This window comes from Sodalis ligni (assembly GCF_016865525.2).
Lineage (GTDB): Bacteria > Pseudomonadota > Gammaproteobacteria > Enterobacterales > Enterobacteriaceae > Acerihabitans > Acerihabitans ligni.
In genome coordinates this window covers 5,512,026-5,534,097 of the sequence record NZ_CP075169.1, presented here as the reverse complement: position 1 = coordinate 5,534,097, position 22,072 = coordinate 5,512,026, and the positions used below count along the sequence as shown (strand labels likewise).

The 22,072-nt window shown below is 54.2% G+C and carries 16 protein-coding genes; 7 read left to right on the top strand and 9 right to left on the bottom strand.

What is annotated here, in order from left to right:
- Positions 1-86 precede the first annotated feature (86 nt).
- From GTU79_RS25880 to GTU79_RS25860, 5 genes are all read left to right on the top strand, one after another.
- A complete protein-coding gene (locus GTU79_RS25880; protein ID WP_214513507.1) occupies positions 87-3,440 on the top strand; it encodes a leucine-rich repeat domain-containing protein in 3,354 nt (1,117 codons plus the stop codon).
- 93 nt (positions 3,441-3,533) lie between these two features.
- Entirely contained in the window at positions 3,534-4,598 is a 1,065-nt protein-coding gene (locus tag GTU79_RS25875; protein ID WP_132925169.1) for an NAD(P)-dependent alcohol dehydrogenase, read from the top strand.
- Positions 4,599-4,889: 291 nt separating this feature from the next.
- Positions 4,890-5,507, top strand: coding sequence for a hypothetical protein (locus tag GTU79_RS25870; RefSeq protein WP_214513506.1), 618 nt, complete (start codon positions 4,890-4,892; stop codon positions 5,505-5,507).
- Between the two features lie 500 nt (positions 5,508-6,007).
- Positions 6,008-8,296, top strand: a complete 2,289-nt coding sequence (locus GTU79_RS25865; RefSeq protein WP_214513505.1) for a hypothetical protein — start codon at positions 6,008-6,010, stop codon at positions 8,294-8,296.
- Positions 8,297-8,339: 43 nt separating this feature from the next.
- Positions 8,340-9,269, top strand: a complete 930-nt coding sequence (locus GTU79_RS25860) for a leucine-rich repeat domain-containing protein (RefSeq protein WP_214513504.1) — start codon at positions 8,340-8,342, stop codon at positions 9,267-9,269.
- Between the two features lie 18 nt (positions 9,270-9,287).
- On the opposite strand, the gene GTU79_RS25855 is transcribed toward GTU79_RS25860, so the two are convergent.
- From GTU79_RS25855 to GTU79_RS25830, 6 genes are all read right to left on the bottom strand, one after another.
- Complete coding sequence (locus tag GTU79_RS25855) at positions 9,288-10,817, bottom strand: efflux transporter outer membrane subunit (protein WP_203520809.1); 1,530 nt, start codon at positions 10,815-10,817, stop codon at positions 9,288-9,290.
- Between the two features lie 2 nt (positions 10,818-10,819).
- Positions 10,820-11,734 (bottom strand): efflux RND transporter periplasmic adaptor subunit, encoded by a 915-nt coding sequence (locus GTU79_RS25850; RefSeq protein ID WP_203520811.1) that lies wholly within the window; start codon positions 11,732-11,734, stop codon positions 10,820-10,822.
- A 21-nt stretch (positions 11,735-11,755) separates the two neighbouring features.
- Positions 11,756-11,965 (bottom strand): DUF1656 domain-containing protein, encoded by a 210-nt coding sequence (locus GTU79_RS25845; protein ID WP_132925178.1) that lies wholly within the window; start codon positions 11,963-11,965, stop codon positions 11,756-11,758.
- Positions 11,962-14,052, bottom strand: a complete 2,091-nt coding sequence (locus GTU79_RS25840) for an FUSC family protein (RefSeq protein WP_203520813.1) — start codon at positions 14,050-14,052, stop codon at positions 11,962-11,964. Before GTU79_RS25840 ends, GTU79_RS25845 begins: the two co-directional genes overlap by 4 nt.
- A gap of 12 nt (positions 14,053-14,064) precedes the next feature.
- Positions 14,065-14,556 carry a MarR family winged helix-turn-helix transcriptional regulator gene (locus tag GTU79_RS25835; protein WP_165934217.1) on the bottom strand — a complete coding sequence of 164 codons (492 nt, stop codon included), beginning with the start codon at positions 14,554-14,556 and terminating at the stop codon, positions 14,065-14,067.
- 166 nt (positions 14,557-14,722) lie between these two features.
- On the bottom strand, positions 14,723-15,379 hold the full coding sequence (locus tag GTU79_RS25830) for a TetR/AcrR family transcriptional regulator (RefSeq protein ID WP_203520815.1): 657 nt from the start codon (positions 15,377-15,379) through the stop codon (positions 14,723-14,725).
- Between the two features lie 211 nt (positions 15,380-15,590).
- Here GTU79_RS25830 and GTU79_RS25825 point away from each other — a divergent pair, with 211 nt between their 5' ends.
- Both GTU79_RS25825 and GTU79_RS25820 read left to right on the top strand, forming a co-directional pair.
- Positions 15,591-16,379: a 3-ketoacyl-ACP reductase gene (locus tag GTU79_RS25825; RefSeq protein ID WP_203520817.1), complete on the top strand. Its 789-nt coding sequence runs from the start codon at positions 15,591-15,593 to the stop codon at positions 16,377-16,379.
- 83 nt (positions 16,380-16,462) lie between these two features.
- On the top strand, positions 16,463-17,296 hold the full coding sequence (locus GTU79_RS25820) for a sugar phosphate isomerase/epimerase family protein (RefSeq protein WP_203520819.1): 834 nt from the start codon (positions 16,463-16,465) through the stop codon (positions 17,294-17,296).
- 74 nt (positions 17,297-17,370) lie between these two features.
- On the opposite strand, the gene yicI is transcribed toward GTU79_RS25820, so the two are convergent.
- The 3 genes from yicI to fucR all read right to left on the bottom strand — a co-directional run bounded on the left by yicI (position 17,371) and on the right by fucR (position 22,052).
- On the bottom strand, positions 17,371-19,698 hold the full coding sequence (gene yicI, locus GTU79_RS25815) for an alpha-xylosidase (protein ID WP_203520821.1): 2,328 nt from the start codon (positions 19,696-19,698) through the stop codon (positions 17,371-17,373).
- Between the two features lie 66 nt (positions 19,699-19,764).
- A complete protein-coding gene (locus GTU79_RS25810; RefSeq protein WP_203523030.1) occupies positions 19,765-21,117 on the bottom strand; it encodes a glycoside-pentoside-hexuronide (GPH):cation symporter in 1,353 nt (450 codons plus the stop codon).
- Positions 21,118-21,302: 185 nt separating this feature from the next.
- Positions 21,303-22,052 carry an L-fucose operon activator gene (gene fucR / locus GTU79_RS25805; protein WP_203520823.1) on the bottom strand — a complete coding sequence of 250 codons (750 nt, stop codon included), beginning with the start codon at positions 22,050-22,052 and terminating at the stop codon, positions 21,303-21,305.
- Positions 22,053-22,072 lie beyond the last annotated feature (20 nt).

Below are 22,072 nucleotides of genomic sequence, written 5' to 3'. Positions count from 1 at the left end.
GCGGAGCGTATTGAAAAAGCATATTCTTTTGATAAAACCGCCCAAAACTATCTTATCCATGAAGTTCTTTTATGGAGTTGCCTTGTTTGGCGTTAAGACATGAAGATATGGATAATCACAATCTCCATGCAGGCACCGTGGACTGGGGATTTTTGCATGTCGGTCTGATTATTGCCCGACGTACGGAAAAAGGTATCAGCCAAATTTCTATCGATGAACTGATTCAACTTGGTCGTTCTTTAGAAGATATGTTGCGGGAAGGGGTGATTGATGCGGAACTTGTGAGTCTGTTTTTACTCCCCGCCAAGCTTTTGTATATCAAGCAACAGGCCGAGCAGAGCGGGGAACTGTCGATGGAAAAGATTTTCCGCTCCGTGGAAGGGAATGAAATGGCTCTAGAGGCCTTTTTTGCCGCCAGTGAACGGCAAAAGGTGGAAGAAAGTCCCTTTAACCAATTAAGCCAGGCTCTTGGAAATTTTCGTACCCGTACCCAGCTAAGAGAAATGCTATCAACGTCGGACGTCATGGTGGACAATAACCGGACGGCCCTGAATGAAAAGGCCGCCGGCCCCCTTTGCCAGGGCAGAGTGCGTCCTTTCGTTCTTGAAAACGCCGATGCCGACCTGCTGTTCAAGGAACAGAATGAAGACATCGCGGCAAAATTTGCAGTGGTGGATATGTTGATGGTCGCATTAGCCTTTGAACAGCTGCCGCGGGATGAAGTTGACTTTTTGCGAACGGCGACAATTTATAAGGCATCAGCGGATTTTTCGGCGTTTGATGAGATTCGCTATCAAATAGCGGTACGGATTTTACCCCGGCGCGCCCACACCATCCCTTTATCGCTTAATGTCGATTTGTTTGCCGCTTCCCAAGATGGAAATAAAAGAATTTATGCATTGCAATATATGGGTGAAAGGTACGAATTGAATCGTGTCGATTATGAGGAAAAATTATATTATGAATTGATGGCTGACAGCATACAGGTTAGTCGGAATAAAGAATATAAATTGCGAGTCTACGATAACAATGAACGAGAGCTTTTGAAAAGCGCGGCGGAGCCGCTTGAACAATTGGCCGGCCGGCTTATACAAAAACATCGGAATAATTTCCTTCATCAGCTACATGAGCAGGGATATGAAGAAACGACCGGGGAAAAGGCGCAAAGATTCCTATTATCGTTGATTCCCTTTTATAACTGCATCAGCGGCATTGTTAATCAAGAAAATGATGCGCCTATTTCCTGCGCCTTGGACATGATTCTGTTGGTACCGTTGGCCGGGCAGGGCTTGGGACTGGCCTCCCGTTTTGCCCAGCAAGGTTTCAAGGGGGGAGTAATGGCATACCGGTCCGCCATGAGCTCCCTTGTGGCTCGCGAAACGCTAAGGACCGCTATACGCCAGGCTGGCAGGGAATTTGCTCGCCACGGGATGGTTACGGCAGCCGGGGAACTGAATAAAAAAGCATTTATCCAACTAGGAGTGACGTTACTCAGAAGCGTTGATCCCGGCGTGGAATTGGCGAGCATAATCGGTACCCATGCCCTTCGCCAGATGACTGCGGCGGGCCGCCTGCTAAACGAAATAATTCCGGCCTGGAAAAAAGTGCTGCCTGATTTGGAGGCGGTATTATTGCATCAACGTGAACCCCTGATTTCCGCTAAGTATATTGAAACCGGCCGCCTGCCGGGGATAGATAAGGATGTGCAGGTGAAAAAACTGCAGGGGGCAAAATATAAGCGGCAGCCGGTTTATGCACAAGTCGACCTCGTCACGGGCAATGTTTTTGGCAAGAGATATACGCGTGATTCCATGGGGATGTTGCATACGGTGCCCAAACCCATAGCGCAGCGCCTGAAAAATATCCTTGAGTCGGGGTTAAGCGGCCGGGGCGCCGGCCGTGCCGCCTCGCGGATGGCCGTCCAGCGCAGAAGGGGAATACCGCCCTTGCAAAAGTCGCCTCCCGTAAAGGTAGATCACATACTGCGCTGGGTGGAAAATGCACATAGCCTCAGTCCGCTGGGAAGGCAAGAATTTTTAACTCACTTTGGGTTAAGCGAAAATGTCTGGTCGGATTATGTCAGTCCGGCGGGAGAGTTGACCGGGGCGGCGCAAAATGTGATGAGGGCGGCGGGAATGTATGAATATAACTTGTTGTTTACCTTATCATCTGAACTGCAACGGGAAATCATTCAAAAACTGGATATCGGTCCTGTACAAAATTTGCTTCGCGCTTTCCCTCCCCATGTAAACGAACCCATTCGGGCCGCCAGTTTAAGAGCGTTTGCAGCAGAAAGGTTGGCATCGTTACAACAACGATATGCCCGTGCGTGGGGCCCATGGCTGGCTCAATCCTTGCCGGCGGAAAAGAGGTGGCTGGCATGGGAAAGGCTGAACATCTATTTCGACGGGCCAAACCCTCAGCTTATCCTGAGAGACCTTTTTCTATCCGATTTGCCCGCGATTTTACCAGATGATGTTATCAATCTTGATCTCTGCGGCAACCGCCTGTCTTGTGTGACGCAGCCATTATCGGACAATATACTGAGCCTGGATATCAGCACCAATTTCTTTTCCCAGCTACCGACCCCTCTTCCTGCCAAGCTGTCTATGCTGGATGCCAGTCATAATTTTCTTACTCAAATCCCTTCGTCTTTATCTCAGCGGCTGGTTTTTCTTGATTTAAGCCATAATATGCTGACTTCAATGCCGGTTCTGCCGGACTGTTTGTCTTTTCTGGACGTCAGCAATAACAATTTATATCAGCTGCCGCTGCCGCTGCCGAAATCGCTCACCCGTTTATCCGCCAATAATAATCAGTTGAGGGCGCTGCCGGATCTGCCGGATGGGATGTCGTGGCTGGAGGTTCGCAACAACCAGCTGCTGAGCCTGCCGGTCGAGCTGCCGCCTAAAATGACCTTTTTGGACATTGCAAGCAATCATTTTGTCTCTTTGCCGCCCATGTTGCCAACAAGATTGAAAACCCTAGATATTACCGGTAATCGAATAGTGGAGTTGCCTTTTTTACTTCCGCCGCGTTTAGAAAAATTATATGCCTCGAAAAATTTATTAACCTTTTTTCCTCCCTATTTGCCTCCGAAATTAAGTAAATTATACGCATCAGGAAATTTGCTGGCTTCAACACCGCCCTATTTACCGCCAGGCTTGAAAGTATTAGTGTTAAATCATAACCTTATCGAAGTGGTGTTGCCAAATTTGCCTCACGGATTAAAGACCCTTCAGCTCACTAATAATTTTGTTTTAACGCTGCCGGAAGAGTTGCCCGGCGCACTGCAAATCCTCTCCATAAACCGCAATCCCATCGCCCGGTTACCCGGAAGCTTTCCCCCATCGATGAAGGAAATTGATGCCAGTGATACCAATATACCGGGCCGGCCGGCCAACTTGCCGGTAGGCGTTAATTTTATCCAGAATCCCTAGGTAAAACGGACTATTATTAACTCTTTCGGCATAACGTTTCCCGCCATTTAGCGGCAAGCGTATGAGATATGTCAGCAAAATGTGGAGAAAAACATGTCCTTTAAAATTTTGGGTTATGCGGCGCAAACCGCGAGTTCCGCGCTGGCAACGTATTCCATCGACCGGCGCGATCCCCGGCAGGATGATGTCGTTATCGATATCCTCTACTGCGGCGTTTGTCATTCCGATCTCCATCAGGCCCGCAATGACTGGGGCTTTAGTGTTTTCCCGGTGGTGCCGGGACACGAGATCATCGGCAAAGTGGTGAGCGTCGGCGCCGGCGTGAAAAAATTCAAGGTCGGCGACACGGTGGGAGTAGGGTGTCTGGTGGACTCCTGCCGGCATTGCAGCTCTTGTGAACAGGGGCTGGAGCAGTACTGTAAAGAAGTGGCGACCCAAACCTATAATGATAAGGATCGCCATGACGGCACGCCGACCTACGGCGGCTATTCGGAAAAGATCGTCGTGTCTGAAGATTTCGTTCTGCGGATACCGGACAATCTGGATGCCAAATCGGCAGCGCCTCTTCTTTGCGCCGGTATCACCACCTATTCGCCGTTGCGTCATTGGGATGTGAAAAAAGGCAGTAAAGTCGCGGTTGTCGGCCTCGGCGGCTTGGGCCATATGGCGCTTAAGCTGGCGAAGGGCATGGGAGCGGAGGTGACTTTGTTCACCCGTTCACCGGGTAAGGAAGACGAAGCCCGCCGGCTGGGTGCTGATGGGGTGGTATTGTCTACTAACCCGGATCAAATGAAGGATGTGGCGGATCATTTTGATCTGATTATCGATACCGTGCCCTATGAGCATGATGTGAATCCCTATCTCTCGACTTTGAATCTCGACGGGACCTTGGTGCTGGTGGGATTAGTGGGGGCGCTGAATCCCGCGGTCAGCACCGTGCCGCTTATCATGGGCCGCAAGTCGGTGGCCGGATCGTTGATTGGCGGTCTGCCGGAGACTCAGGAAATGCTGGATTTTTGCGCCGAAAAAGGCATTACCTGCGATGTGGAAGTGATTGATATTCAATATATCAACCAAGCTTACGAACGGATGCTGAAGAGCGACGTGAAATATCGGTTTGTGATTGATATGGCGTCGCTGAAAAAAGAAGCGGTGTAAAACAGCGGTTACTTTTGCTCAAGGCCTCTTAATGAACGTGTCCGGGCGCATGCCGCCCGGACGCTTTTTTTCATATTTTGGCCCTAATAAATCCTCAAAAGAATAATGATGAATAGATAGTGTTAAATGTATTTAATACATATTGCTATATTGTTCATAAATTTTATATGCTTTTTTTCAAAACAAATCTTCGGTAGTCAGTATTTTTTAACTTTATCTCTGGAATTATATTTTTCTCTCCCGTTATAATGAAATTTCTTTAAGTTAATTTATTATTACCTGGGAGTTTTAATGCCAATATCTCAACAAATTTATAGAAACAATATCGGTAATTACCAAGTTAATAGAAACGAAAAAATGCTCACTCAAAAAGCGCAGCAAATATTGCTTAATGATCTGGCGAAACATCCGGGCGATGCGAATAAAAGGGCACGGGCGGAAGTGATGTTGCAATCAATACTTATGGTCTCGAATATTTCATTGGCAATCAGTGACAGGCATATGGCTCATCATATTATCAAGTCACGGGGGCGGCGTAGTCCGGTTGATTTTACCAAAACGCCGGGGGATGCGCTCAGGGTCGTCCACCCTGCGAATGGCGTTATCCATGAATCAAATCATTCACTGCCGCTACAAGCCGAACGTCTTTTTAACTCCGGCACAAGCATGCCTGGGCTCCAGGGCGGCCATATGATAACACCATTGGAGGAGCCGATAACGAAGGACAAACCGCCGGCTAATAGGCATTTGCACAGCGACACCACCGTCCCCGTTTTCACAACAAGCCTGACAACAATCCCGCCCGCGCGTTCCGTGGTAAAGGATGAAAGATACCAAAAAGATCCGGAAGACCCGCAAACTGAAAACGTTAAACTTTTTTGCGAAGCAAGCCGGCGGAAAACCTTTTGATGGTAGTAATATGGGTGCTGTGATTGAGGGGTGATCGAACATATCATTCGCTATCCTGACGGGCTGAAGAAAATTTCTCGTGAGCTCATTAAACATACTGGCGAATATGGATCCCATGACAAGGAGGCCTTGGCAGAATGGCTGCAATTTCGCATCGTCAGAAATTGGTTGAGCGCGCAGATTTTTAAAATGGCCCCGAGGAGTTTATCGGCCGGATTATCTCACGATCAATGACAGAGAATAAATGCCATGGCGGGCAACCGCTGAGATTGTCCGTCGATGCTCTTTTTAATTCCATCGTAAATAATATCGCCACCGACTTTCTGCAGCGTTCGCCCAAGACCAACGACCCCCTATTTTTCAATGAAGTGGCTCGAAATTATGTATATCATGAAATTATTTTGGATAGATTACCCTATCTGGAGTTGAACCATGCCACGGTAAATTAAAATAATATTTACATTGGTACTGTCGATTGGGGACTAGTTCATGCCGGCCTGATGATTGTCAATCATGCCAACAAAAATAGTCATCAATTCTCAGTTGATGAATTGGTGCAAATCGGCTCTTCTTTCGAGGGTATGCTGCGCGAAGGTGTAGCCGATCCAGAGCTGATTAAACTATTTGAACTCCCTGCCAAGCTGTTCTATGCCAAGCATCATGCTGAACGCGGCACGGCTATATCCTTTAGGGAAATTTTCCATACCGATGAGGGCAATAAGCTGGCGTTGGAAGCTTTTTTTTCCGCAGTCGATCTGCAAAAGAAAGAAGAAAACCCTTACCATCAATTTATCCTGGCATGGGAGAATTATCGTACCCGCACGCAATTAAAAGAAAGCTTATTGAACAAAACACAGATTGTCACCGCTGATAAATTGACTTCGGCCCCATTTTGCCTTGCTGACAGTTACCCTGAAAATTCTTTACCCGGTGATGCCACTCAGCTTTTTAATCGGCAAAATGAAGATATCGCTACAAAATATGCCGCGGTGGATACGCTGATGGTTGCATTATCTTTTGAAAAATCGGCAATAGATGAAATTGATTTTATGCGCGGGGCGAAGATTTATACAGCCTCTGCTGTATTTTCGGCATTCGATAATATCCGTAAACAGATGTTTGCTCGGGTAGTGCCCCGGCGCGCTTATACCGTCCAGTTAGCCTCCACAGTGGATTTATTTATTGCCTTCAATAAAGAGAGAAAAAGAATTTATGCATTGAAATTTATTGACGATAATTATAGATTGTTGCGGGTGGATTACCAAGAAAGTTTATATCGTGAATTAATGGCTGATGAAGAGAAACTCTATGGGGATAGAGATTATAAATTAAAGGTATACGATAATATCTATAACGCTCAATTATTGAAAAATACCCATGAACCTTTAGAGCAATTGGTAGGACAGCTCATTAAGAATCACCGAAAAAAATTCCTCAATAATCTTCATGAGTTGGGATATGAAGAGACCGGCGCTGAGAAAACGAAACGGTTTCTGCTCTCGTTAATTCCCTTTTACAATTGTATCAACGACATTAAGGATGAAAAAAGGGAAGCCTCGCTGTCCTGCGCGATAGACATGTTTGTTTTGTTGCCGCTTGCTGGGCAGGGCATGGGACTGGCTGCCCGGTTCGGTCAACAAGGGGTATGGGGAGGGATGATGGCGTTACGGGCAACCATGAGTTCCCTTGCCGCCCGTGAAATGCTAAAAGTCGCTATACGCCAAGGCACCCTTCAATTTACCCGTCACGGCATATTGCCCGCAGCGGAGGAGTTGAATCGTAAGTCTTTGATTCAGTTGGGCTTGTCCGCACTCAGAAGCATTGATCCCGGTGTGGAATTAACGAGCAAGATAGGAATAGGCGCCTTCCGCCGAATTGCGGCGGCGGCCCAGATAATGAAACAGACGCTGCCGGCGTGGAAAAAAGTCTTACCCTCCCTGGATGCCGTTTTATCGCGGCAGGACGTTCCGGCTTCTGGCAATATAATCAAAACCGGCCGTCTGCCGGGTCTTGATAAAGATTTACCAATCAGGAAATTGGCGGGTGGCAGGTTTAATCGACAGCCGGTCTACGCACAGGTAGATCCCCTTACCGGGGACGTATTCGGTAAGAAATATACCCTTTCCGCCACGGGTATCTTGCATGCCGTACCCAAACCGATGGCGCAGCATCTGAAAAATATTTTAGTCACGGGATTAAGCGGCCGCGGGGCCGCGAAATACGCCAAAAACCTGGCCGCGGACAGCGGCAATCTGCCGCCGGCCGTTCAACCCGCCTCCCCGGTGACCGCGGATCATCTGCTACGTTGGCTGGACAATATCTGGCAAAATAATCCAGTGCGAAAGGAGAACTTTCTTCAACAGCTCGGTCTGAGCGAAAGCGTCTGGTCCTCTTATGTGTCGTCATCGAACATGTTGACCGCGAGAGCGCAAAATTTATTGGCGCGGGCAGAGGTGAACGACGTCATTTCTTTGCTTGCCCGATCACAGGTTGTCAGAACGCACGTCATCCGACACCTTGGCGTCCGCCCATTGCAACATTTGTCGCTCATTGCCACCCGCTACGCTAACACCCATGCCGGTTTATTCAGTCTAAAGATCCAGGCTGAGGAAAGATTGGCTGTGTTGCTTGAACAGTATTCTGCCGGATGGAAAAAATGGCTGCTTGAGTCCCCTCCACAGAGCAGGCGATGGTTCGCATGTGAAATTCTAAACGCTTATTTTGATCAGGGTAACCATTATCTTTCTCTGGCGGGATTCAATTTAGAATCTACCCTCCTTTTTGCCTGATGATGTTCTCCATCTCGATCTCAGCTCCAACGGTATTAAGGTTTTGAATACGCCTTTGCCGGGGGGAGTGGAATGGCTTCACCTCAGTAATAACTATCTGAATGTTCTGCCAGACCCTCTTCCCGATACGCTGATAGCACTGGATGCATCCCATAACGTTTTGACTAGCGTGGCCGAACTTCAATCCTCGGTACTTACCCATCTGGATTTGAGCTGGAATGCGCTGACGTCGTTGCCTCGCTTACCCGAGTCGTTGGTTTATCTGGATGTGAGCGTTAATCATTTACATCGATTGCCTATACCTCTACCTCAGGGGCTGTCGTGCCTTATCGCCAACAATAATAAATTGGTACTTTTGCCGGATTTTCTGCCGAGCAATTTGGAAATGTTGGACGTTAGCCATAATGGGCTGATGCGCCTGTCGTCTGAAATCCCGCCAGGAATTAAACATATAAACATCTCTAATAATAAATTACGTTTTTTGCCAGGGGTTCTGTCCAAAAACTTGGTTTATTTGGATGCCTGCCATAATTATTTGGATACACTCCCCCAGTTACTTCCGCCAAACTTAAAAAAGTTATTAGTCTCACATAATTTCCTTACCTTTTTACCCATTGTTTTTCCGCCAAATTTGTATCAGCTGCAGGTCTCTGCAAATAGGTTAAGTGTCCTACCGCACAATTTGCCGTTGAATTTGCAAATTTTGTGGGCGAACAATAACCAAATCTCATCGCTGCCCAAGATGTTACCGCCAGGAATAACATCGCTGTCGGTCAATTATAATAAAATTACCGAGCTGACCGATGATATGCTGCCACCGTCCTTACAAGTCCTCCACATCACTCATAATAGACTCTCTCGATTGCCGCAAAAATTTCCTTCGGAGCTGCAAGAAATTGATGTCAGTTACACGTATGTACCGGGCAGGCCTGACAATCTGCCTTCGTCGGTGATGTTTATACGAAACGGCTAGGCAGAGGGGCGGGGGCGCTCAGCCCCCCGCTTTTTCACTCTTGGCGGGTGTTGGCGCGCCGGCGGCGGGGATATCTTGCCAGCCTCCCCCCAGCGCCAGGAACAGCAACACCTGATCGTCCACCAGTTGGCCTGATGATTGCGCCAGGGCGGCATCGCTGGCGGCCATACCCCGTTCGGCGTCCAGTACATCCAGATAGCCTATTTTGCCGCTGGCATAGAGCATGCGGGTTTTTTCCGCCACCTGTCGGGTTTCACCTGCGGCCGCCAGCAGGGCCTGATGCCGGTCCAGCTCGCGGGCGTAATTGTTCAGCGCCGTTTCAACTTCCCCCACCGCCGTCAGGACGGAACCGTCAAAGCGCGCCAGATCTCCCTGTACTCCGGCCTGTGCCTGGGCGATGCGCGCCTGAACCGCGCCGGTGTTGGGCAGGGTCCACGAAATCAGCGGGCCTAGACTCCAGCCGTAGGTGTCGCCTCCGCCGATATCTTTCATATAGCCGGCGGAGCTGCCGGCCAACCCCAAGGTGATTTTCGGGTAAAGATCGGCCATCGCCACGCCGACCCGGGCGGTAGCCGCGGCCAGACGGCGTTCGTTCTGGCGGATATCCGGACGGCGGCGCAATAATGCCGCGCCGTCTCCCACCGGGATAAGCCGCGTCAGCTGCGGCGGCGAAACGCAATCCGCCACATCCCGGGGGAAATCCTGCGCCAAGGCGCCGGTGAGCGTAGCCAGCCGGAACAGGGCATTCTGCTGTCTAGCCTGTAGCGGCGGTATCGCCGCTTGCAACTGCTGCAATTGCGCCCTGGCCCGCAGGGTATCCAGTTCGCCGGTGCGTCCGGCCTGGAGCAGTCGATCGGTCAAGGTCGCCGATTGCTGTTGCAGGTCGATGGAGCGGCGGGCGGTCTGGAGCTGTAAACCGGTGGCGCATACTTCGGCGTAAGCGCGGGCGGTATTGGCGGCCACGTTGATTTTTACCAGATCCAGGGCGGCCCGAGCCGCCTGGCTGTCGGCATCGGCCGCTTCGATGGCCCGTTGTATCTGCCCGAATAAATCCACCTGATAGGAGAGATTCAAGCCGCTGTCATAGTTCCAGGTATTGGGCGGGACATAATCCGGCGCCAGCAGCGCGACGCCGGATGGGTGGCCGAAGCTGGGTTCGGCATTGGCCGACAGGGCAGGGTAGCGGGCGCTGCCGGCTTCTTTTAACAGTGCAAGCTCGCGTTCCAGGTCGGCCTGTGCAATACGTAAATCGGTATTATGCGCCAGCGCCTGGCGCACCAGGCTGTCCAGACGGTCATCCCGGTACAGCCGCCACCAATGATCCGGCAGCGGTTGCGCATCGGCCGTAGCGGACTGGGAATTGTCCCCCGCGTTCAGCAGGGGCTGGCCGCCGGCGCGATGAAGCAGCGGCGATGCGGGCGGACGGTAGTCCGGCCCGACCGGGAGCATGGCGCAGGCGGACAATCCCGCCAGCGCCAAGGGTAAGAGGGCTCTTTTTAATAACGCGCCCGCTTGGCGGGCCGTGGGCTTGCAGGCGAAATCCGGCATGCTTATTGTCCCTGCCGGATAAACGTCAGGCCGCCGATGCCGCCGGCGTTAGGGGCGGTGACTTCCACGGTGACGGTTTGGCCCGCCACCAGACGCTGGCGAGCGATATCCGAAGCATTGATTTTCACCCGGACCGGCACCCGCTGCGCCAAACGTACCCAGTTAAATGTAGGGTTGACGCTGGGCAGCAGATTGTCGCCGGTAAGCCGGTCGCGTTCGGCGATGCCCGCCGCGACGCTTTGCACGGTGCCGGTGAAGGAGCCGTGGCCGCCCATGGGAATTACCCGCACCGGATCGCCGATATGAATGCGCGGCAGCTTGGTCTCTTCAAAATAGCCTTCCACATACATCGAACCAACGTCTACCAGGGCCAGAACCGGTTTGCCGGTGGTGGCGTAACTGCCCTGCCGCAGATCGAGATTGGTGACAATACCGTCCACGGGGGATCTGATCTGGGCTCGCTGCAGGTTCAGCTTAGCGCTATCCAGCGCCACTTCGGCCTGGGCCAGGGCGTTTTGCGCCTGTTCCAGGCGGGTTTGTGTCCGTTCGCGCTCCTCCAAAGGCACCAGCGTGCCCAATTGGGCGTTGCGTTTGTCTTCGCGCTGGGCCTGGGCGATGGCGATGCGCTGCGAGTCGAGGGCCACCTGCGCCTGCCGCACCGCCAATGCGTAACGGCTGTGATCCACCTCGAACAGCAGCGAACCGGCGGTTACCCGCTGGTTATCCTGAATCGCCACGTCGGTTACCAGACCGGAAACATCCGGCGCAATGACCACTACATTGGCCCGTACCCGTCCATCTCGGGTCCAGGGCGCCAGTTCGTAATGATCCCAGAGTTTCAACACTGCCCAGATGGCCGCCAGGGTGACCAGCAAGGTGATGAATACCCGAATGAATTGGCGTGTGCGTAAAGTCATTAATTCAGATTTCATCGCAAATTATCGCTGAACAAAAAAAGTAACATGAGTCATCCCGTAGAGCAGAAGAAAATAGACGGCGATATCGAACAGCGCCGGATGCCAGACCCAGCGATAGAAGCCGACGATAAACAGCAGGCGCCGTACCAGCCAGAATACCGCCAGCGTGGCCAGCGACAGCAGCATTAACCAGGGGATATAGAGGCCGTAGAAACTGGCTTCACCGATCATGCCGTTTCTCCCGCGGCGAGCAGTTTGACGGGAGCGTCGGGGAACAGATTATGGCGCAGCCCCACCAGCGCGGTGATGGCGGTGCGCCAGTGCGCGGATTTTTCCGGCATCCTGAGGATTTCCGTCAAGGCGCCGTCAATGGCGGCCAGTAAGGTCCCCGCGGGCTGGTTTTCGGCGGTGCGGAAAAGGGCGGCCAATTGGGCCAGCAGGGCGGGAAAACCGATGGAGGGAAAAGCTCTGCGCGCCTGCTGAAGGGCGATGACATTGGTGCCCAGACGAAGATCCCGCAGGGTTTCGCGGGCGATAATATTATTGCGGGTGACTTCCCCCTGGGCGATACGGGTCACCAATAACCCGATACGGTCCACCATGCGGACGGCGAAAATCTGCAGCTGATGCGTGCGGTTTCCGCTGGACATGACCACCAGATCCCGGCGGATGGCCTTGCGGATGCGCCTGGCGCTCCAGTCGGCTCCCACTGAACGGAATAACTGGGTCACTCGAGCCGCCACAAAGGTGCCGAACAGTTGTGCCGTGGTGCTGTTGATAAAGGTAATAACATCCGCGTGGTCGGTGTCATGGGACGAGAGTGTGCCGGCCACGCCGAACAGCAGCGGCAGGGCGACCATCAGCAGGGCCGGCCGGGCGCTATAGCAGCCCAGGACAATGAACAGCGGCGCGCAAACCAGCACCAGCATGCCGAAGTCCTGCACCATGGGCAGCAGCACCAGGATATAAATGGCCGAGAGAGGCGCTGACCAAAAGGTGTATTTCAGGAAATTGTTAATGGCGGGCACCGGGTCGTCCATCACCGCGAAAAAGCTGCAAAAGACCGCCGCCATCATGGCGGCCGTCGCCCCGGAATCCCAGCCGAGCATAATCCAGAACAGACAGCAGAAACCGATGGCGATAAACGCCGCCAGCGACGACAGCAGCGCCATGCCGAGATCGCGATGGAGCACCCGGTTACCGATGGCGGCGATACGGCGGCGGGGCATCACCCCGTGGCGCATCCCCTGGGTAATATCCTGGCGCAATATCATGCAGGCCTGCCATTTCAACACCAGTTCTTCCAGATAGCTTGCCAGTGAAATCCTCAGCGCCCGCGACCATGGCGTCTGCTCTGAACCAGACTCCAGCCGCTGTATGGCATCCCTTAATTGCAGGCGCTGATCGTTAAACTCCGCCGCGGTAAGAGGTTGGGCCTGATCAACGCCGGCGGTCAGCGGATCGTGCTCCATCAGCCACTGGCTGATGCGGTCAACCACCGCCACGACGTCCGGGCTGAAGCTCCCTTCGGCCTTGTACAGCGCCTTAAGCCGGTCTTCCACAGCCGAGAGCGTGGGGATAAGTTCCGCCACCCGGTCCTGCATGGCGCGAACCGCCCCCGCGGTCCAGGTGAGGTTTCCCGTATCGTAGGGGATATGGGTGGCCAGCAGGCGTAATTGGGTGATATCCACCGACAGCCGCAGACGGGACGCGGATATAGCGTCATATTCTTCCTTGGGAACCGGTGCCTCGGTGGAAAAGATATCCTTCAGCCAGCGCCGGGTATCGGTCAGGGTTTTATCCAGCAGGCCCATCACGCTGTTGGTCAAGCCGGTGGGCAGCACCACGCTGTGCAGCAGGGTCGCGCACAGGATGCCCAGGCTGATTTCCTCCACGCGGGTCACGGCGGTGTTGAAAATCAGATCAGGCGTTTGTACCGTGGGAAAACCGATTAACGCCGCGGTATAACCGGCCAGCATAAACGTATAGGAGCGGGGGGTCCTGTCCATCAGGGACACAAACAGGCAGACACTAACCCACAGCGCCATCGCCAGGGATAACAGCACCGGAGCATTGGACAGCGTCGGGATCAGAAACACCGTCGCGGTGCTGCCGATAAAGGTGCCGCACAGGCGATAGACCGCTTTTGAGCGCACCATGCCCGCCAGCGGCTGGCTTACGACATAGACCGTCAATAATGACCAAAAACTGTTGGGCAGCCCGGCGCGGCTGGCCAGATATAACGCCAGCATGGCAGCGGTAAAGCTTTTGAGGGAATAGATGATCTCGGCGCGAGAGAACAGCTTAATCGTCGGCATGGTCATCGTCATTCAGGGCGTATCTGTCATTTTCTCGGCATCGATGGAAGAGGAACCATTGATACCTAAACGTTTCTCAAGCACACAAAATGTACGCAAACAGGCCTGGACGTCTTCGTCGGATACCCCATCGAACAATTCGGCGCGCAGCTCGTTGAGCAGGTCTTCGATCCGGGTCCGAATGGCGTTGCCCGCAGGCGTCAGGCACAGAATTTTGGCGCGTTTGTCTACCTTATCCTCCTGGCGCAGGACCAGATCGGCATCCACCAGCTGATTCAGCGAGCGCACCAGCGAGGGCCCTTCGATACCCAACTCTTCCGACAGGCCGCCGGGGCGAATGCCTTCCGGATGACGGCCAATCAGCACCAGCGGCCAGGCCATGGCGGTTGACAGGCCCAGCGGCGCCACCACTTTGTCGGCCTTAGCCCGATATGCCCGCTGCAATAATCCCAGGGCGACGGTGAGGGTCATTAATGCCTGTTCGCGATTTTTTGGCAAGGTCATGATTATGCGTAGCATATAATTAGGTAGTTTGCTAACTATATGGCGAGGGGCAAGGGGAGTCAATACCTCATATAGGGATATGTCCCTGCCAAAGCACCAGCCCTTGATTCTGGTAACCCTTGTTTCCGCTCACTAAGCGCGCCAACGTTAACCGGCCAAGGGATTATCAAGCCTGCGCCCGGCTAATGGGTCTTAGCCAGCAGCGGACAGTATCCTTCATCACCGCCAGGCGATCTTCCAGGGCCTGCGCGGCGGTCAGGTCCCGTTGATAGACCAGGGACAGGGTGGCGCTGTTGATCAGGTAAAAGAAGCCCAGCGCCGAAATGTTGATATTCAGCTGCATGGCGTCTATATCGTCTCGGAGGGTTCCTTCGCTGCGGCCGCGCGCCAGGAGGTTTTTGGCGATAGCCAGCCAGCTGGCGTTGATGTGCAGCACGTCGGCGGAGTGGTTGAGATGACGGGCCTGCATCTGATTTTCGCTGTTGAGCAAACGGATGAATTCCGGATGGGCCAGGTAATAGCGCCAGGTAAATTCCACCAGCGCCATTACCGCTTGATCCGCCGGTAAATGATCCAGCGCCAGGGCGGCTTCCTGCTGCCGGATATCGCGGTAGGCGTCTTCCAGCACCCGCGTAAACAGACGGTCTTTGTTTTCAAAGTAGTGATAGAGCAGTTGCTTATTGACCTGTGCGACGGCGGCGATTTTTTCCACACGGGCGCCGTCGAAACCCTTCTGGGCAAACTCTTCGCGGGCCGCCGCCAGAATGCGGCTTTGGGTCAGGGCGGGATCGCGTTTGCGTTTGCTGCCGATGTCAGCCGACATGTTATTTCCTCACTAAATGATGCGTAACGATGAATTGCTATCGGCACTCTATGCCATGGGTTGCCGCCGATATTGCGCCCGCGCCTGGTCCTTAGTCAACCGCCCGGTTGATTATGCGAAGTGGATCATCTTTTTAACGGTCCCGTAACGTTATACTTCGCTAATCAACTATCCGGTTGATTAGGCGTTCAATTTACGGAGGTAAAAAAAGATGAACCATGCCGGTCCACCGGTCGCCTTTATCACCGGGTCTACCCGGGGGATAGGGAAAAGCTGCGCCGTCGCCCTGGCGCGGGCCGGTTTTAACGTGGCGATAAACGGCCGCGATAACGAGGAGGGACGACAACGACAGCAGGCGTTGGTGGCCGAACTGCAACAATACGGCATTGATGCCTTGGCCTGCGCCGGCGATGTCGCCGACCTGAATAGTCAGCAGTCCATGATTGACGCCATTGTCCATCGCTGGGGTCGCCTGGATTGTCTGGTGAATAACGCCGGTACCGCTGCGCTGCGGCGCGGGGATTTGCTGGATGTCACCCTGGAAAGTTATGATCATTGCCAGAACATCAACAGCCGGGCCATGTTTTTTCTGTGCCAAAAGGCCGCCAGGCAGATGCTCTCTCAGGGAGGGCTGAACGCGGCCTATCGCTGCATTATCAATATTACCTCCTGTAGCGCCCACATCCTTTCCATCTCCCGCGGGGAATACTGCGTCTCCAAGGCGGCGGCCAGTATGGTGACCCAACTGTTCGCATTACGCCTGGCGGACGAGGGTATCGGCGTCTATGAAATCCGCCCGGGCATTATTGAAACCGACATGACCCAAGGGGTTAAACCCAAGTACGATCAATTGATTGCCGACGGTCTGGTGCCGATGCGGCGCTGGGGACAGCCTGAGGATATCGCCAGGGTCATCCAGTCCATCGCCGCCGGGCAATTGCCGTTTACCGTCGGCCAGGTAATCGATGTGGACGGCGGCCTGGGCAAACCGCATTTCTAGCCCGGCGCGAATATACCGGTACGCTATCAACCAGCTCCGCGATCGTGAACGATCGCGTTGAACGTTAAGCAAGGAAATATCCTATGAATGAGCCGGACGGCCAATTGCTCTCCATCAACACCGCCACCCTGCGCCGGCAGTGGCGCCTGGATCAGATTATCGACGGCTGCGCCCGGCACGGCATCCGCGGCATCTCCCCCTGGCGGGATCAGGTCCAGGCCCTGGGGCTCAATGAGGCCGGACGGCGGGTCCGCTCTCACCAGCTAAAGGTGACCGGCTATTGTCGCGGCGGCATGTTCCCCGGCAACACCGCCGAAGAGCGCCGTCTGGCGTTGGATGACAACCGGCGGGCGGTAGACGAGGCCCTGGAACTGAATGCCGCCTGTCTGGTGCTGGTGGTGGGGGGCTTGCCGGGTTCCTCACGGGACCTTCCCTGCGCCCGTTTGCAGGTAATGGACGGACTGGCGGAACTGCTGGAGTATGCCCGGCCGGCGGGCATGCCCCTGGCCATCGAGCCCTTGCACCCCATGTATGCCGCCGATCGGGCCTGCGTCAACACCCTTGAGCAGGCCAATGACCTGTGCGACGAACTGGGAGACGAAGGGCTCGGTCTGGCGGTGGATGTGTACCATACCTGGTGGGATCCGAAACTGTTCGGGCAGATTGAACGGGCCGGTAAAAAGCGATTGCTGGCCTTCCATATCTGCGATTGGCTGGTGCCGACCCGGGATATGCTGGAGGATCGCGGCATGATGGGGGACGGCGTCATCGATATCCGCCGCATGCGCCGGGCGGTGGAGGCCCAGGGCTACCGGGGCTTTCATGAGGTGGAAATATTTTCCGAAAAAAACTGGTGGCGGCGGGACCCGGATGAGGTGCTGGAAACCTGTAAAGAGAGACACCGCCGGCACTGCTGATGGGATTCGGCCTATGGCGGCGATAACCGGCACAGGTTCCCTGTGCCTTTAGTTTATCGGCTGCCGGCTTGCGTTCATTCCGCCAGCCGGATCGTCAGCTGCTCGGCGCCCTGGTCCGGAGTAATGATTATGCCCTGGGCGTCGTCCGCGACCAGGCCGCCGCTTACCGACGCAATGCGGTGTATATTGCGCAGGCACAGGGTCCAACCACGGGCTTCCCCTTCGGCCCGCAGAGAAATATCCTGCCCGCGACGCTCCGCCACCAGGGTGAAACGCGTTTTAGCCGAGCAGGAAGAAAGCCGGCACACCGCCTGCCGGCCGTCCCCGAGGGCAAACAGGTGAAACGCCGGCTCAACGGTATAATCATAATCCGGCTTTTGATCGTTTTGCCCCAGCGGCAGCAGGGTATTCTCCCGTACATAGAGCGGCAGGCTGAGAAAATCATGGCGCTCTTTACGCCAGCCGCCGACGGCCTCCTTATTGCTGAACAGATGGGTCCAGCGGCCCGGCGGCAGGTAAACATCAACCTCGCCATGCTCGCTGAATACCGGCGCCACCAGCAGGGCATCCCCCAGCATATATTGACGATCGAGATAATCGCAGCCGGGATCGTCGGGAAATTCCAGCATCATGGCGCGCATCATCGGCGTACCGGCGGCGGCGGCCTGGATCGCCGCCTGGTAAATATAAGGCATCAAGCGGCATTTCCACTGGGTAAAATGCCGCAGCACGTCGCAGGCCTCCTCGTCGTAGACCCAGGGGACGCGATAGGATTTGCTGCCGTGCAGCCGGCTATGGCTGGACAGCAGGCCAAAGGCGCACCAGCGTTTATAGACGTGGGCGGGAGCGGTATTTTCAAACCCGCCGATATCATGGCTCCAAAAACCAAAGCCGGACATGCCAAGGGAGAGGCCGCCGCGCAGGCTTTCCGCCATGGATTCATAATTCGCATAACAGTCGCCGCCCCAGTGCACCGGGAACTGCTGCGCCCCAACCGAAGCCGAACGGGCAAACAGCACCGCATCCTCCCGTCCGCGGCTTTCCTGTAAGAGCTGAAAAACCACTTTATTGTATAAATAAGCGTAATGATTATGCATTTTCTGCGGATCGGCGCCGTTAAACCAGGCCACATCGGTGGGAATGCGTTCGCCGAAGTCGGTCTTGAAACAGTCGGCCCCCATCTCCAGCAGTTTTCGCAAGTGGCCGGTATACCAGGCGCAGGCCGCCGGGTTGGTAAAATCCACGATGCCTTGGCCCGGCTGCCAGCGATCCCATTGCCAGACCCGTCCGTCGGGACGTTTGAGCAAATATCCCTGCTCCATGCCCTGTTTGAACAGCGGCGATTTCTGGCCGATATAGGGATTGATCCATAAACAGATCTTGAGTCCTCTCCCTTTGAGTCGTCGCAGCATGCCCTCCGGGTCGGGAAAGACTTCCGGGTCCCAGGTAAAATCGCACCACTGAAACGCCTTCATCCAAAAACAGTCGAAATGAAACACATGCAGCGGCAGGCGCCTTTCCGCCATGCCGTCGATAAAACGGTTCACCGTTTTTTCGTCATAGTCGGTGGTAAAGGAGGTGGTGAGCCACAGGCCGAAAGACCAGGCCGGCGGCAGGGCAGGCCTGCCTGTAAGGCGGGTGTAGCCGTCCAGCACCTGTTTGGGCGTCGGACCGTCGATCACCAGGTATTCCAGATACTCGCCTTCGACGCTGAACTGTACTTTGGACACTTTTTCCGAAGCCACTTCGAAAGAGACGCACTCCGGATGATTTACCAGCACGCCATAGCCACGGTTGGTGAGATAAAAAGGAATATTTTTGTAGGATTGTTCGGTGCTGGTACCGCCGTCCCGATTCCAGGTCTCAATGGCCTGGCCGTTTTTTACCAGCGCCCCGAAGCGTTCGCCGAGGCCGTACACCGTTTCCCCCACGCTTAAATCCAAGCGTTCGAAGACGTAATTTTTGCCCTTATGCTCGTCCTGGACATAGCCGCCGGACCGGGCGCCGCTGCCGGTGATGCGCCGGCCGTCATGGAGAAAGTCCAGGGCCCAGTTTTCTCCTTTGCTCACCCGTACCGACAGGTCGCCGCTGCTTAAAGAGGCATATTCCGCGTTATCTTCGATGCGGGTTAGGGTGGAGTCATCCTTGTTTAACGGATAACAGGGTGTTTGGGCTGGAAGCCCCTGGAAATGTTCAATGCGCACGCCGATAACGCCGGTTTGCGGCGAGAAAAAATGCAGGGTAAGCAGAGGGATATCCAATTGGTCCCCCCGCGAGCTGACGTCCCGGGGCGCGGCGAATACCACCAGATCCCGGCCTTGCCGCCGGGCCTCGAATACCCGCAGCGGATGTGTCAGCTGCAAACCGGGCTGTATCAGCCAGTTGCCATCGCTTATTTTCATCTTATCGCCTTAAAACGTTATAAATGATTCAACCTGATTAAGCCTGTTTCAACGCGGCCGCCGCGGTTATTTGCGTCCTATGCCCAGGGATAACTCGTCTAGAATACGGTTCATCATCGGGGTGCGCAGGGTATAAAAACGCTGGGCCACTATGGCGCTCAGCAGGTAACAGATACCCGGCGCCAGGGTAAACAGGGCTATCACGCTCGCCAGAGTCCCGCTGTTCTGGGTGGCGGCTCCCGCTTGATAACCCGCGCCGGCCAGCACCCAGCCAATCACCGCTCCCCCCAGGGCCAGCCCCAGCTTAAGGACAAACAGCGTGCCGGCGAAGCTGATGCCGGTGAGCCGTTTACCGTTGGTCCATTCGCCGTAATCCACGGTATCCGACATCATCACCCATTGGATCGGGGTGACCATCTGGTGCAGCACGCCGATGATAAAGATAAAGCAGAACATGGCGATATTTGCCCCTATCGGCACCATAAACATGGCAAAGCTCAATACCGCCAGCGCGGCGTTGGTCCACCAGAATACCGCCACTTTGCAATACCGGTCGGTGACCGGTTTCGCCAGGGCGCTACCGATCAGGTTGCCCACCGAATAGGTGCCGAGGAACAGGGCGAAAATCGCCGGACGGCCGAGGATATAGGTGACGTAATACATCATGGCGCCGCCCCGTACCGACACCGCCAGGATATTGAGGATGGTCAGGATGCCGACGATACGCCATTGATCGTTATGGATAATATCCCGCAGGTCTTCGCGCATGGTGCCCTGCAGGGCGGTGCGATCGCTGATTCGCTCCCGGGTGGTGGCGAAACACAGCGCCAGCATGATAATCGCCACCACCGAGAGAATGGCGATACCGCCCTGGAATCCACGGGCCTGGTTCGTGCCCCCCACCAGTTTCACCAGCGGCATCATCAGTACCGTGCTTAGCATGCCGCCGGCGGTGGCCAGTACGAAACGATATGACTGCAGCGAGATACGCTGGGTCGGATCGTTGGTGATGACCCCTCCCAAGGCGCAATAAGGAATATTCACCACCGTGTACAGCAGCGTCAGCAGGGTGTAGGTCACCGAGGCATAGATCATTTTACCGGTCAGGCCGAGATCGGGAGTGCTGTAGGTAATGACGCAAACGATCCCGAAAGGTATCGCCCCGAACAGCACATAAGGGCGGAATTTGCCCCACCGGGTATGGGTACGGTCGGCCGCCAGCCCCATAAGCGGGTCGGAAACGGCGTCCAGCGCCCGGGCGAACAGAAACATCGTGCCGGCGAAGCCCGCCGGGATACCGAAAATATCGGTATAAAAAAACATCAGATACAGCATGACGTTATCAAATACGATATGGCTGGCGGCATCCCCCAGCCCATAACCGATCTTTTCTTTTACAGAGAGTATTGAATGAGAAATTAAGGAATCTGCCATCGTTTTTATCCTCAACGACTGTCGTGGTTGGAAAGACAAAAAGCTTAGATGGCTAATAAGTTAGGGGGTTACAAATCTTCATGCCATTACGATATTTCATAATGTAATTATGTTTGTTGTTTTATGTGATCATGCTGGCTTATTTGCCGGTTGCCGCGACGGCGTTGCCGCTAACCCTGGAACAGCTTATGCGCCAGCACCGGCACGATGCGTGAGTCGCCCGCATCGGATATGATTCGTTCCACCTGGGTCAGCGGGCCGATTTTCACCGTGCTTTTACGCCCGAGCTTGCTTTTATCCATCAGCAGCAGGGATTGGGTGGCTTTATGGAGCAAGATGGTTTTGTATTCGGCGTTGATGGCGTTGGAGTCCCACATCATGCCTTCACTATCAATGCCTTCGCAGGAGAAGATAAACAGGTCGATATCCAGATGCTTAAGCAGTGAAAAAATCGAGCAATTGTTATAACAGGCATATTTACGCTGTAGGGTGCCGCCGGAGCTTATCAACGTAATACGGGATTTTTTTTCCAGTTCATGACAGACCCTGACGCTGTTGGTAAACACCGTCAGGGGGATATCGGGCAGTTTTTTCGCCAGATACCAGCAAGTGGTGCTGGCGTCCAGGGCAATCACCATGTCCTCGTCGATCCAGGTCAGGGCCTGTTCGGCGATGTCGGCCTTGCTGTATAGGTGGCTTTTGACCCGCTCGTTAAACGAGTCGCCGTTGTCCGGAACGCCCCGTTTAATGTTTTTTGCCCGGCCATGCTGGCGGATAAGCAAGCCCCTGTCCTGCAAACTGTTGAAATCACGGCGGATCGTCTCTTTGCTGACCTGGAACCAGGCCGCCAGTTCGTCCACCTTCAGGATCTCCTGTTGGGATATTAACGCCAGAATATCTTGCTGCCGCGTTGATTTCATATGCCCTCCGATGCCTTGGG